Genomic DNA, 13,741 nt, shown 5'->3' with positions numbered 1-13,741 from the left:
AACTGGTCACTATCCCCTCGCACGGGAATGACTTAGATTTCTCCTGCACACATAAACACAGGATCAACGCATGCATTCGAACGATTTCCTTGTGCGGATACAGGGCACACTTGCGTGTTTCACTCGGCCGGAGTTCTCTACCGAGCGCGTCAGCTACGACCTCATCACGCCGTCAGCCGCGCGCGGCGTTCTGGAAGCCATCCTCTGGAAGCCTGCCATCCGTTGGGAAATTCGACGGATCGCGTTACTCAATCCCGTCAGGTATGCGCGCTTCCGCCGCAACGAAGTCAACACCCGGCTCTCCACCCAGAACGCACTTGCCGAAGCGCGTGGAGGCAAACTTATGCCGGACTTCTACGCCGACGAGGATCGAGCGCAGCGCAACACCGTCGCCCTGCGTGATGTGGACTATGGCATCGTCGCGCGGTTCCATATGACGGCCCGCGCCGGCGAAGGCGACAACCTGCGCAAGTTCGAAGAGATGTTCGAACGGAGACTGCAGAAAGGCCAACAACACTATCAGCCCTACCTCGGCTGTCGCGAGTTCCCTGCCTTCGTAGAACCGTGGCACGGCACAGGAGCTCTCGAACAGGAATCGCGCATGCTGGGCTGGATGCTGCACGACATCGCCTTCGGAACGATTCGCGGAAAAGAGGTTGCCAACCAGCCGCGTTTCTTCCCCGCGGAGTTGCGCCGGGGCGTGGTAGATGTGCCTGCATGGGAAGACGCCATGCCCGCAAATCCGGAGGCATTACGCGTATGATCCTGCAGTCATTGCGCGAGCTGGCCGAACGCGAAAAACTTGTCGACGACCCTGCCTTTGAAAGCAAAGCCGTGCGCTGGCAGATCGCTCTCGATGCGGATGGTCGCTTCCTGAACGCATACGACACCAGCGCTCCGGAACAACTTCCTGAGGGCAGCAGGAAGAAGCCGAAGATGCAGGCGAAGCTGATGCGGATTCCGCGGCGCCTGGGCCGCTCCTCTGGAGTCAAACCCGACTTCCTGGTCGACAACGCCAAGTACGCCCTCGGGTTCGCCGTCGATCCGGCCGAGGCCGAAGATCCTCGCCTGCTACAGTGCCACGCCGCCTTTGTGGAGCTGCTGCGCTCCGCGCCGCAAGATGTTCCCGAACTGCAGGCCGTATTCACCTTTCTGGCTAATGCAACCAGTCGCGAAGCCTGCGCGAAGAATCTTGCCGAAAAAGGCGGCTTCGCCAGCAACGACCTCTTCTGCTTTGAGGTCGCAGGCGAAATGCTTGCTGACATCGAAGAGCTGCAGACGTGGTGGCGAACACAACGCGAGGAGGCGGATGAAGGCTCCTTGCCGATGCAATGTCTCGTCTGCGGAGAGTTCCGCGTTTCCGCAAGGCTGCACAACAGCTTCCAGATTCGCGGAGCTTCCACCTCTGGTGTCCCTTTGGTGAGCTTCAATGCCGGAGCGTTCGAGAAGTATGGCTTGAGCGGCAACGACAACGCTCCCGTATGCACTGGGTGCATGACCGCCTACACTGAGGCGCTACGCCGCCTGACGCGTGCACAGTATGAGACTCCGTCCGGACGCAAGCTACGACCACTGAGCACGGTGCTCAATGGCGACACCACAGCCGTTTACTGGGCGGAAGGACAGAGCGAGCTGCCTGCCCTCTTATCCGCCATGAACACGGACCCAAAGAGCATCCGGGAGTTACTCGATTCTCCACGTAAAGGCAGCGAATTTCTACTGAAGGATACCTCCGGCTTCTACTGTCTGATCCTGACCGGAGCGCAGGGGCGGGCTTCTGTGCGAAGGCTTCATGTAGATACGGTTGCAGCGGTATCTCGAAATCTTCTTCTCTATTTTAGGGCCATCCAGACAGGAGGTAGCTCTGAGCATGTCCCCATGCCTTTGTCAGCGCTGCTTCGTTCTCTTGTCTTTAAAGGCGAACTGGAACGCTTGCCAAGCGACCTTGGGGTCGAGCTTTGGATGACAGCACTCTTTGGTCTTCCGCTGTCACCGGCCTTCCTTGCCGCCGTCGTGACAAGGATTCGGGTCGAGCAACAAGACCTGCAACAAGGTATCTGGAAGGTCGGGCGACAGAGAGCTGCACTTCTTCAGCTCTACTTCATTAGCAACCGATTTGATTGCACGGGAAACAGGAGAGGGGAAAATGATTCCATCGAGGACCTTCGTATGGGCTTGAATCACGATATCGATGATCGGGCCTATGTGTTCGGACGAATCTTTGCGACAGCAGAACGCATGCAGCTGCTGGCTCAATCACAGGGGCTGAATCGAACCCTTGTCGATCGCTTCTTCGCAATGGCCTCGGTCCGCCCACAGACCGTCTATGCTCAATTGCTTTCCCAGTACCAATATCACTATCGCAAGGCGATGCGTGATATTCCTGGCGTGGCTAAAAAAGCAAACGATCTATGGCTCGAACTCCAGTCCAAGCTAGATGCCAGGGGTGCCTTTGGCAAGTCATTTGATTTTGCAGATCAAGCCCGCTTCGGGCTTGGCTACTACCACCAAAAACAAGACTTCGTCGATCAGGCAATGGCCGCTAAAGCCGCAAGGGAAGCGCTGGCGCTCCATGACGCAGAAGCTATAACATCCACAACCGATTCGAACGAGGAGACCACTGCATGAGCCGTCCTGACTTCTCTCAACCCACCGTTCTCGAAAAACGCTACGAGATCGTCCTGCTCTTTGACGTGCGTCACGGCAACCCCAACGGCGATCCCGACGCTGACAACGCTCCGCGCGTCGATCCTGAGACCGGCCACGGCCTGGTGACCGATGTCGCCATCAAGCGCAAGATCCGCAACTTTGTCGGCCTGACGCGGAACTTCGAATCGCCGAACAACATCTACGTGAAGGAGCGCGGCATCCTGGCGAATGAGCAACGCTCTGCCTACAGAGATCTTGGCATTGAACCAGATGGCAAGTCCGTTGATATGGCGCGTGCGTGGATGTGCAAAAACTACTTCGACGTTCGCACCTTCGGCGCCGTAATGACCACCGGCAAGGCCGAAGTGGAAAATGACGCCGCCATCAACGCCGGCAAGAAGCCTAAGGGACAGACAAAACTATGGAACTGCGGCCAGGTGCGTGGCCCCGTCCAGTTTGGCTTTGCCACGTCGGTCGATCCCATCACCAGCATCGCGCATACGATCACACGCGTAGCCCTCACCAATCCAGGCGATGCCGGCGGTGAAGCCGTCACCGATGAGAGCGGTGAAGAAAAAGCTGCCAGTGGACAGATGGGCCGCAAGCATGGCGTGGCCTATGGCCTGTATCGCATGCATGGCTTTGTCTCGCCTTTTCTTGCGAAACAAACCCAGTTCACGCGCCAGGACATGGGAACCCTTCTTAACGCTCTGACCAATCTCTTCGACCACGACCGCTCTGCCACCCGTGGCGAAATGGCTGTGCGCGGGCTCTGGCTCTTCGAACACAAGGACGAGCTTGGCAACGCCCCGGCCCACAAGGTTCTGGAATCCGTAAAGCTGGCCAGTGTTCCCTCCGCACGAAGTTTCGCGGAGTACGAAGCCGCCGGCATCACCGCGCCCGCTAATGCCACCCAGATTTGCGATGGCGGCGTTACCGCCTGGCGGTACGTGTAATCCGGGCATGCAACCAGAGCTGCGGCGCGACGAGTCTCTTCCAATCAGCGGGCTGCAGCACCTTGCCTTCTGCCCCCGGCAGTGGGCTCTTATCCATCTGGAACATGCCTGGGCCGACAATCGCCTGACAGCCGAAGGCCACCTGTTGCATGAACGCGCAGACCTGCCCGGCCAGACACGGCGTCATGATCTTCGCACGGTACGCGGCATGCTCCTGGAGAGCCGCAAGCTTGGCCTCTCTGGCCGTGCCGATATCGTCGAGTTCCACCCTCAGCCCTTTCCCGTCGAATACAAGCGCGGCAAGCGCAAGCCCAATGACTGCGACCTGGTACAGCTTTGTGCGCAAGCCCTCTGCCTCGAAGAGATGCTCCAGACCGATGTGCCCGTAGGCGCCATCTTCTATGGAGAGCCTCGACGGCGCATGGAGGTTACGTTTTCCTCACAGTTACGTTCGCGCACCGAGGAGCTGACCCACGAAATGCACAGGCTGTACCGCAGCCGCATCACACCCGCCGCGATCCAGGGGCCACACTGCCGCAACTGCTCCCTCAACGATCTATGTCTGCCCCAGGCTACCGGTCGCCTCGCGATAGAAGACCGCTGGCGAGCGGCTCAACTTCGATCTCTGCAGTCCGAGGAGTAACCTCATGCGCAAGCTCCTGAACACGTTGCATGTCATGACGCAAGGAGCTTACTTGCACCGTGACGGCGAAACTATCTCCGTCAAACTTGGCCAGGAAAGCAGACTTCGCATTCCCGTCCACACACTCGAGGGCCTGGTCTGCTGGGGTCAGGTCTCATGCTCCCCTCCTGTGCTGTCGCTCTGCTGCGAAAGCGGGGTCGGTATCTCCTTTCTTACTGAACAGGGCCGCTTTCTTGCGCGAGTCCAGGGCCCTGTCTCTGGCAACGTTTTGCTGCGCCGGCAGCAATACCGGCTGTGCGATGGCGCCGATGGAGCATTGCCAACGGTTCGCATGATTGTCACCGCGAAGATTGCCAATAGCCGTACTGTACTGCTGCGGGGCGCGCGAGAAGCCTCTGATCCACAGCGGAGCGAAACCCTCCGCAACGCGGCAAAACGTTTGCAGTGGATCGGCCTTGATGCCTCGCGCGCAGCCGGCATCGACATCGCACGAGGGCACGAGGGGCTTGCTGGACAGGAGTACTTCTCTGCCTTCGACGCCATGATCAACGGCGATCGCGATGCCTTCGCCTTTCAAGGCCGCTCCCGGCGTCCACCATTGGACCGCACAAATGCATTACTCAGCTTTATCTACGCCTTGCTCCGGCACGATATTGAGTCGGCATTGGAAAGCGTCGGTCTCGATCCCGCGATAGGTTTCCTCCATGCTGACCGCCCCGGCAGGCCCAGCCTCGCGCTGGATCTAATGGAAGAGCTACGCTCACCATTGGCTGATCGCCTTGCGCTGACCCTCATCAATCGACGGCAGGTGCAAGCCTCTGGTTTCACTGTGCAGGACAGCGGCGCTACTCTTCTGGAGGAGCCAACACGTAAGCAGATCGTTGCAGCATGGCAAGTGCGTAAGCAGGAAGAGATCGAGCATCCATTCCTTGGAGAACGTATCCCGCTGGGTCTCATTCCATATACGCAGGCACTCCTGTTGGCCCGCTACATTCGCGGTGGGCTGGACGCCTATCCCGCTTTTCTTTGGAGATAACGGAATGCTTGTATTGGTCAGCTATGACGTAAGTACAAGCGATGAAGCTGGGCGGCGACGCTTGCGCCGTGTTGCGCGTTTATGCGAAGATCGCGGGCAGCGCGTCCAGAACTCCGTCTTCGAGTGTCTGGTCGACGCAGCGCAATGGGTCCGCTTCCGAGCAGATTTGCTTGCAGAGATCTTGCCCACAGAAGACAGTCTCCGCTTCTACTTTCTTGGCAACGAGTGGAAACGGCGCGTCGAGCACGTCGGCGCTAAACCTTCCTACGATCCGCAAGGCCCCCTCATCCTCTAAGCCGCTCCTTCGAGAGACACGCAAAGGGCTCTGCGCGAACCGGAAGCGATCGCAGAAACATTGGGAGGTTCGCGGAGGTCAGAAGTCGTTTCCTGTGTTCTGCTTAGCGCGGTAAACGGAAATTGACGTACTGCCCTTCCTCCACTGGAGTACCTTCCGCGAATATGACATGCTAAAAGCATGCGCAGACGAACTTAGCTCCAGCGCTGTCGCTGCCCACACGGGCAGCGTGGATTGAAACCCAGCCGTAGCCAGCCCATGCAGAACCTTACCGAGTCGCTGCCCACACGGGCAGCGTGGATTGAAACCGCAAACTGTGGAAGTACATGACGCACGAGGTCGTCGCTGCCCACACGGGCAGCGTGGATTGAAACAAAAGAGTGTAGCCTGCGGTGCGGTCATGCTCTTGTCGCTGCCCACACGGGCAGCGTGGATTGAAACTCACGAGCGATTCGGAGCGGAGTGTCCATACAGCGTCGCTGCCCACACGGGCAGCGTGGATTGAAACGGATGCAACTTCACGCGACCCTGCGGCCTCCACGTCGCTGCCCACACGGGCAGCGTGGATTGAAACACAGGCACTACCGCCACGGATTCAGCCGCAGACCTGTCGCTGCCCACACGGGCAGCGTGGATTGAAACGACCATCGTCGAGTACGCTGATCGTGCCATGTAGTCGCTGCCCACACGGGCAGCGTGGATTGAAACTCCAGCATGACGCTGGTCCCGTGCGCCGTGTAGCGGTCGCTGCCCACACGGGCAGCGTGGATTGAAACGCCTTGTCCTCAATCAGCACAGCGCGGATTGAAGGGTCGCTGCCCACACGGGCAGCGTGGATTGAAACTGACCCAGAATGGCACTAAAGACGGATATGCAGCGTCGCTGCCCACACGGGCAGCGTGGATTGAAACTGTTGGACGGCGACCAGACCAGGAACGCGACGGCCGTCGCTGCCCACACGGGCAGCGTGGATTGAAACTGTTGGACGGCGACCAGACCAGGAACGCGACGGCCGTCGCTGCCCACACGGGCAGCGTGGATTGAAACTGATTCCGGCGAAGGGAAAGATTCCGTGCCCGGCGTCGCTGCCCACACGGGCAGCGTGGATTGAAACGCTGGTACGACAGGGCATGATCGACGCGGTGCAGGTCGCTGCCCACACGGGCAGCGTGGATTGAAACTTCCTATAGACCTCATAGAGCGAGTGATCGACTGGTCGCTGCCCACACGGGCAGCGTGGATTGAAACATCATCGCCCGGCGCGGAAACAAGAAGATTCACTGTCGCTGCCCACACGGGCAGCGTGGATTGAAACATGGTGACGTTGGGAAGGATGACCTTGAGGCTGGGTCGCTGCCCACACGGGCAGCGTGGATTGAAACCCAGCTCCTACTCCCATGCCAAGCTTCGCGCTTGTCGCTGCCCACACGGGCAGCGTGGATTGAAACCCTCAGGTGTGGTCTATCGACGAGGGCGATCAGTGTCGCTGCCCACACGGGCAGCGTGGATTGAAACGCTCTCCAGCTCCAAGGCGGTCATCGACCAATCGTCGCTGCCCACACGGGCAGCGTGGATTGAAACTCTGCGCAAGACTTTGCTGCCTGCGTACAAGCCTCGGTCGCTGCCCACACGGGCAGCGTGGATTGAAACGCCATATCTCTCTATGACCGCATTTTCGGCAAGTGTCGCTGCCCACACGGGCAGCGTGGATTGAAACTTAGCTTTGCCGGCGGCGATGATGTTAGGTCACCGTCGCTGCCCACACGGGCAGCGTGGATTGAAACTCGTAGTCCATAAACGCATCCACGGCAAGAATCGTCGCTGCCCACACGGGCAGCGTGGATTGAAACAGCTTGGGAGCAGCAGGGGGTGCAGAAGCGTCCGGGTCGCTGCCCACACGGGCAGCGTGGATTGAAACAAAGGTGATGAGCGGCTTACGCATCTGCGTTTCCGTCGCTGCCCACACGGGCAGCGTGGATTGAAACTGCTGATACATCGCAGACCACCAGTAGGCCGACTGTCGCTGCCCACACGGGCAGCGTGGATTGAAACGCAAACTCAATTACCTCCATCCAGCGTGGTCGCGGTCGCTGCCCACACGGGCAGCGTGGATTGAAACATGCTGGCGCACCGGCTAGAGGTAATGACCACGGTCGCTGCCCACACGGGCAGCGTGGATTGAAACATGGGATAGACCTCACATCCAACGCAAGAGCAGGTCGCTGCCCACACGGGCAGCGTGGATTGAAACATCGTTGCCCAAGGTCTTTTCCGATCCCGCTCCTGCGTCGCTGCCCACACGGGCAGCGTGGATTGAAACATTTTTCGCAATCTTTCTGCGAACCGTCACGATCCTGTCGCTGCCCACATGGGCAGCGTGGATTGAAACTTTTGTCTAGTGAACCGTTGGCGTGTTGAACAGAGTCGCTGCCCACACGGGCAGCGTGGATTGAAACTTAGCTTTTGTGACCGTTACAGGGAAGACGCGCGTCGCTGCCCACACGGGCAGCGTGGATTGAAACTTTGGAGGCGCACGATGAACGAATTGAAGGCGGGGTCGCTGCCCACACGGGCAGCGTGGATTGAAACACCGTCGTCTCTTCCGTCACCGCTCCTCCTCTCAGTCGCTGCCCACACGGGCAGCGTGGATTGAAACACCCGAAAAGGGGTTTGTCTGATGTCGGAGCGACGCGTCGCTGCCCACACGGGCAGCGTGGATTGAAACTGAAGCATATTTTGAAGCGTGCTGGTTGCTGGACGTCGCTGCCCACACGGGCAGCGTGGATTGAAACCCGGTAACTATCGTTTTGAGCGACCCGCAGACACGGTCGCTGCCCACACGGGCAGCGTGGATTGAAACATCAGCACACGATGATATCGGGTCGGCGGTTTTGGTCGCTGCCCACACGGGCAGCGTGGATTGAAACTCGGTGGATCCAGCGATTGCGCCGAGGGCGGCGAGTCGCTGCCCACACGGGCAGCGTGGATTGAAACATGCCAGTCGCCGCCGCAGATTCCGCTCACCGGCAGTCGCTGCCCACACGGGCAGCGTGGATTGAAACATGTGCGCAAGCTGAAGTTCGACGTGCTCCTCTGCGTCGCTGCCCACACGGGCAGCGTGGATTGAAACACAGTGAGAGCGAGGGGTGCATTCTGCTTTCCATGTCGCTGCCCACACGGGCAGCGTGGATTGAAACTCTGAATCGAAGCTGGGATAGGCCGGATTAAGAGGTCGCTGCCCACACGGGCAGCGTGGATTGAAACACTCTCGAGCGGAGGATTGTGCATGCTCCAGAAGCGTCGCTGCCCACACGGGCAGCGTGGATTGAAACAAGGTCCAAGTCAAAATCATCGCGCAATGCGAGTGTCGCTGCCCACACGGGCAGCGTGGATTGAAACACGAAGCGCCCGTGATCGTCACGGGGCTGTTTCAGGGTCGCTGCCCACACGGGCAGCGTGGATTGAAACCACGTCTCCTGCGTCCACTCGATATTGCTCACCGCGTCGCTGCCCACACGGGCAGCGTGGATTGAAACCCGGCGCTGGTTATAAGCGTCACCTTGTACTAATTGTCGCTGCCCACACGGGCAGCGTGGATTGAAACTGCCCGATACCATGGCCAGAAGAGGAGAGTTGGGTCGCTGCCCACACGGGCAGCGTGGATTGAAACCTTGGAGGCGCACGATGAACGAATTGAAGACTGAGGGTCGCTGCCCACACGGGCAGCGTGGATTGAAACAGGTTGCTGACTGCCGAGCTACCCGCTTCCTGCGGTCGCTGCCCACACGGGCAGCGTGGATTGAAACGAAGGGGATACCGGTCTCATGCGACAGCGTCGGCGTCGCTGCCCACACGGGCAGCGTGGATTGAAACTTGGCTTTGGTCCAGGCGGCGATCGCATCGTTGAGTCGCTGCCCACACGGGCAGCGTGGATTGAAACTATGAAGGCGATGCCGACGCGTTGATCTCGGCACTGTCGCTGCCCACACGGGCAGCGTGGATTGAAACTGCTTATGCGCCGACTGAATCGCATCGCGCTGTTGGTCGCTGCCCACACGGGCAGCGTGGATTGAAACGATGGAACCTTTATATTGGCAACGACTACAGCAAGAGTCGCTGCCCACGCGGGCAGCGTGGATTTAGACCAGGCGCTGCCGGTCGTCCAAAACTGTTCTTCCAGAGATTCAGTAGGTCGGCTCGGTCAAGCGAAGGCAGGCATTCAAGTATTTCAGTTGTAGGACTCATTCCCTCTCCGAAGAGTGATTTGAATCCAGTGACGCTCTGCTCGGGCAAAGAGTCAAGAAAAACTGATCCTAATTTTTTATCCTTGCCAGTTCAACATTCATGAACAGTTGCACAGATAGCGTCTTTCTCCCTTTTCCGGTCAAAATTGCGCTTTGCTGACATGATTTCTGGGCATGAATTACCACGTCCTTCATTAAGCCGTCACGCTATAACGTCATCAATATCGTAAATAGTCAGAAAAGTTTTTGAGGTCTGGAAAGACGGAGTCCAGTTGGTCGTCGTTCAACCCCATCCAAGAACCGATTCCGGCGGTCATCTGTGTGACAGATGTTGTAGGAATCCAGAGGCCCTGCGTCCCGAAGTCGGAGTTGCCTCCTAATTCGAGGTCAGGAAAATCACCAAGGATGCGACCACCATTGATTCCTCCGCCCAGAAGTATCTGATGATTACCCCACCCATGGTCTGTCCCCAAATTGATGTTGCTCTGCATGGTTCGATTGAAATCCGAATGTGTACAAATCATGACTTGATTTGTGAGACCCATTTCATCCAGAGCATTCATAAATGCGCCAACATTCATGTCGAGGTCAGCAAGGGTCTTGGCCTGGTTGTTGAGCAACTGCCCATGCTGATCATAGCCTTCCTGAACACAATAGAACAGCTGTCGAGATGCACCGATGATGCTGCGGCCATTAATAATTTGAGCAATCATTTTCATGCTCGCTCCGAGTGCGGTCGTAGAGAACTTCGCAGCTAGTTGTGAACCATATTGAGAAGCTTGTGACAAGATAGACTGCTCGGCCATTGAAGACTCCCTTAAGCGAGCCACCTGAGCGACAATGAGATTGTCGCTATTCACATCGGCTTGAGCAAGCGTTCTAACCGCGGCTTGTAGCGCCGCAGGAATGGCAATGGCTCCTCCACTTTCCGCTTGTGCCTGTATTGCTACACCTTGAACTGTCCGACCCACCGTAAATAGACAACTACCTGAGGCAGTGAAGGCTGGCGGAAGGCCACCGGATCGGCCTGAATAAATATCCGCTATGCGCCCTCCCCAGCCTGTATCTGGAAGCGCCACAGTTGTAGAGCCTTGCCACTGTGCTAACCCTACAGGGTGTGAAAAGAGCCCTTGAGGCTGGAGAGAATCGCTGTTTACTAGCTCATCCTTTGTCAGCTTCTTCACTATTGGCCCTACATTTGCGACCACGAGTGCTTGGTTTTGGTTGAATCGTTTAGCAATATTAATGAGTGCTGGATGCATTCCAACGGTACTGAAACCGGAGTTGTCTGTCCCGTTTAGAGGAATCAGGGCGGATTGCGGTAAAGCCACCCTCCCCCTCAGAAGCGAATATTGGTTGTATGTGGCTGTCGCTAACGGCACCACCGTATTATTTCCATCGTTTCCACCATTCAAATGGATGACGACCACAGCCTTATATTGGGACGAAGACAGCTGTGCAAAGGCCCTCGCACAAATCTCGTTTGACCAAAGTGGCAAGGTTGCAGCTGTTATACCCGCACGAGTACCGAGCTTTATAAGATCTCTACGCGTCATCATGAATCAACTCCTAATGCGTCACCGTAAAGTTATCGGCATTTAGCGCTAAAAATATAGCGGATTCCGCAGGAAGAAGTGGATCGGTCGTCTGAAGCTGATTGCAGTAGCTCACGATTAGCTGCTGTTCTTCCGTCGACATTCTTCCGTGGTAGGCAATGTGATTTAGCGCATCTACAAGATCAGGAATATCTGGGAAATTTTGGAGCAGCCAGGCGGCATTAGATATCTGCCGAAATCCTCGTTGCTGCCCTGTAAGAATTCCCCATAACGCTTGACTCCGATTGACAAGGCTGACGTCATTCAAAAGCTGGAATTCAGGGCTGTTTATAGTGGTTCCGGGGATTCGGTGAGAAGGGTTATAAAAACCGAATACCGTCGTTGGTGAAAAGACGCACTCCTGTAGTTTGCAGGGCAGATATGCCGGCTGTGCGTCTGAGTCTGTCCAGCCAGTAATGTTCATTACGAAAAGCTGAAATAAATACGGTTCTTGCAAGAAGCCGTCTGAGGGAGATACTCCATTATCGTCATCTCCAGCGCGAGCCTCAGGATCCAGCAGAATCGCCCTGACAACGGCGGCTAGATCGCCCCGGATGCCACGCCCGTTATCTCTGAAAACGTCCGCGACTCGTTTCACATACTGAGGAGTCGGATCACTCTTGACTAGGCGCTGGATAAGAATCCTACTTATGAACGGAGGCAGATTCGGGTGGGCAAACACTGCATCCAGGGCCATCTTACGATCTTGTTCAGCGGATTGGCCGGCAGGGATGAGGACATTACCAAAAAGCACTTTCTGGCCCTTATCATGCTGAGCTTCATTTGCAACAAGAGGAGCGCTCCAGTCTATTCCATAGAACGTGTAGTCAGAATTAACAGGCGGCCCGTAATTCCAGCCTGTGAACACTCGACTTAGCTCAAGAATTGTCGTTTGATCATACGCGGGAACTGGGGAGCCATCGGGGCTTGTCTGGATGGTTCCATCGTCATTTAGAAGATAGGATCCTATCGAGAAGAGTTGGAGAAGCTCGCGCGCAAAATTTTGATTGGGATGCTGAGCGGGATCTTTTGGGACGGCATTGCCCGCTAGGGTAAGCATCATAGCTATCGATGTGTCAGATGCCACATCTGTTAATACATCTCTAAAATTTCCCGTTGAGTCGGCTTCCATTTTTTGCTCGAAGGGAAAGTTTGTGCCCTGCTGAGATATGCCACTGCGCACCAAAAAGCTTTGCAGCGCCCAAGCTACGCGCATACGAAGCGGATTAGGCCCCATCACGGAACGTTTAATGATCGATATGATACCCGAGTCGGCTGAGGTATAAGGTTGCACGGGCATTGATTGCTGTTCGGTGATATAAGCATCTAGCCCAATTGTCTGGACGTGCTGGATAAGATCGGGGCGAGGACCGAATCCAGCTTGTGTCAGGAACCGCGCTGCTGTATCGAAAGGTACCGCAGCCGGGGTAATTGAAAGCGGTATCGTCGCAACTTCGACTCCCGTACTCTTCGAATAGACCCGTGCTGTAGTGGCACCTGAATGCCATGGGGGAATAAATCCCATAGCAGAGATTGCACTGTCAGAGGCGGCCTTGAGCAGGAGCGGTCTATCATCGAGAGTCGCCGCTATGTCATTCGAGAAGCTTATGCCTGAAATGTTTACTGAGACTGCCCCACTAGTCACTACCGCTGGCGATATAGCAATCGGCTGCAAAGCGACGGGCAGCGTGATAGGGGAACTGGTACTTCGCCCTGGCTCCGGATTGCTCACGGTGAGATTAAGAGGCGATTGCGAATCCCCAACAGCTATCGTGGCCTGAAGGTTTCCCGAGTTAACAAAAGTCGTAGGTACGGCTAGGCCATTGACCAAAACCTGTGCTCCGACAACAAACTTTTGTCCGGTAATTGAGATGTTGCTAAAGGCTGTCCGAACACTATTTGGAGAAACGCTATTAATGACAGGGACGGGGTTAAGTATCTGAACAGCATGAGTGACGGTTTTGTCATTTAACGTGTAACTTACGGTGACTGTAGATGGCTGTGGTACCGCATCGGGTGCATGAAAAAGGCCACTTTGATCGATCCTGCCATTTGCCGCAGGTCCAAGAACTTTCCACTGTCCAGATGATCCATCACTTTCCTGCACGGAGAATGAGATCGTATCACCTGCGCGAACGGCATTGCTCGTGGAAGAGATTGCAAGAGAAGTAGATTGACCCGCATTATGGCTTCCACAGCCGTTCAACCCCATCAACACTGCTACATACGCCACGATGACAAGCGACGTAGGCCAAAAAGGTCTTTTTGCTTCACGGAAGCTTTCCGCTGTCTTGCCGATACCAGTCCACATGTATGGACATAT

8 protein-coding genes and 1 CRISPR repeat array are annotated in these 13,741 nt (G+C 56.5%); of the genes, 6 read left to right on the top strand and 2 right to left on the bottom strand.

The annotated features are described in order from the left end of the window. Positions 1-70: 70 nt before the first annotated feature. From cas5c to cas2, 6 genes are read left to right on the top strand one after another with little or no spacing between them, the layout of a single operon-like run. Positions 71-763, top strand: coding sequence for a type I-C CRISPR-associated protein Cas5c (cas5c, locus tag GWR55_RS16905; protein ID WP_162403305.1), 693 nt, complete (start codon positions 71-73; stop codon positions 761-763). Further along, entirely contained in the window at positions 760-2,628 is a 1,869-nt protein-coding gene (gene cas8c / locus GWR55_RS16900) for a type I-C CRISPR-associated protein Cas8c/Csd1 (protein ID WP_162403304.1), read from the top strand. The genes cas5c and cas8c overlap by 4 nt, the downstream gene beginning before the upstream one ends. After that, positions 2,625-3,605 (top strand): type I-C CRISPR-associated protein Cas7/Csd2, encoded by a 981-nt coding sequence (gene cas7c, locus GWR55_RS16895; RefSeq protein WP_162403303.1) that lies wholly within the window; start codon positions 2,625-2,627, stop codon positions 3,603-3,605. Before cas8c ends, cas7c begins: the two co-directional genes overlap by 4 nt. A 7-nt stretch (positions 3,606-3,612) precedes the next feature. After that, entirely contained in the window at positions 3,613-4,248 is a 636-nt protein-coding gene (gene cas4, locus GWR55_RS16890; RefSeq protein WP_162403302.1) for a CRISPR-associated protein Cas4, read from the top strand. Positions 4,249-4,252: 4 nt separating this feature from the next. Continuing rightward, positions 4,253-5,284 carry a type I-C CRISPR-associated endonuclease Cas1c gene (gene cas1c / locus GWR55_RS16885; RefSeq protein ID WP_162403301.1) on the top strand — a complete coding sequence of 344 codons (1,032 nt, stop codon included), beginning with the start codon at positions 4,253-4,255 and terminating at the stop codon, positions 5,282-5,284. A gap of 4 nt (positions 5,285-5,288) precedes the next feature. Next, positions 5,289-5,579 (top strand): CRISPR-associated endonuclease Cas2, encoded by a 291-nt coding sequence (cas2, locus tag GWR55_RS16880; protein WP_162403300.1) that lies wholly within the window; start codon positions 5,289-5,291, stop codon positions 5,577-5,579. 208 nt (positions 5,580-5,787) lie between these two features. Continuing rightward, positions 5,788-9,724: direct repeats of the CRISPR family, unit length 33 nt; unit sequence GTCGCTGCCCACACGGGCAGCGTGGATTGAAAC. Between the two features lie 317 nt (positions 9,725-10,041). Here the strand turns inward: cas2 and GWR55_RS16850 are convergent. Both GWR55_RS16850 and GWR55_RS16845 read right to left on the bottom strand, forming a co-directional pair. After that, a complete protein-coding gene (locus tag GWR55_RS16850) occupies positions 10,042-11,382 on the bottom strand; it encodes a DUF1501 domain-containing protein (RefSeq protein WP_162403299.1) in 1,341 nt (446 codons plus the stop codon). 10 nt (positions 11,383-11,392) lie between these two features. Further along, positions 11,393-13,729: a DUF1800 family protein gene (locus GWR55_RS16845; RefSeq protein WP_162403298.1), complete on the bottom strand. Its 2,337-nt coding sequence runs from the start codon at positions 13,727-13,729 to the stop codon at positions 11,393-11,395. Between the last annotated feature and the right edge of the window lie 12 nt (positions 13,730-13,741).

The sequence above is a fragment of the Edaphobacter sp. 12200R-103 genome (genome assembly GCF_010093025.1).
In the GTDB taxonomy this organism is placed as follows: Bacteria; Acidobacteriota; Terriglobia; order Terriglobales; family Acidobacteriaceae; genus Edaphobacter.
This window is presented reverse-complemented; position numbering and strand designations above follow the sequence as displayed.

What these genes read in the sequence shown, in the direction of transcription:
- cas5c (WP_162403305.1), top strand. Translation starts at nt 71, where the DNA reads ATGCATTCGAACGATTTCCTTGTGCGGATACAGGGCACACTTGCGTGT.
- GWR55_RS16845 (WP_162403298.1), bottom strand. Translation starts at nt 13,729, where the DNA reads ATGTGGACTGGTATCGGCAAGACAGCGGAAAGCTTCCGTGAAGCAAAA.
- cas7c (WP_162403303.1), top strand. Translation starts at nt 2,625, where the DNA reads ATGAGCCGTCCTGACTTCTCTCAACCCACCGTTCTCGAAAAACGCTAC.
- cas2 (WP_162403300.1), top strand. Translation starts at nt 5,289, where the DNA reads ATGCTTGTATTGGTCAGCTATGACGTAAGTACAAGCGATGAAGCTGGG.
- cas4 (WP_162403302.1), top strand. Translation starts at nt 3,613, where the DNA reads ATGCAACCAGAGCTGCGGCGCGACGAGTCTCTTCCAATCAGCGGGCTG.
- cas1c (WP_162403301.1), top strand. Translation starts at nt 4,253, where the DNA reads ATGCGCAAGCTCCTGAACACGTTGCATGTCATGACGCAAGGAGCTTAC.
- cas8c (WP_162403304.1), top strand. Translation starts at nt 760, where the DNA reads ATGATCCTGCAGTCATTGCGCGAGCTGGCCGAACGCGAAAAACTTGTC.
- GWR55_RS16850 (WP_162403299.1), bottom strand. Translation starts at nt 11,382, where the DNA reads ATGATGACGCGTAGAGATCTTATAAAGCTCGGTACTCGTGCGGGTATA.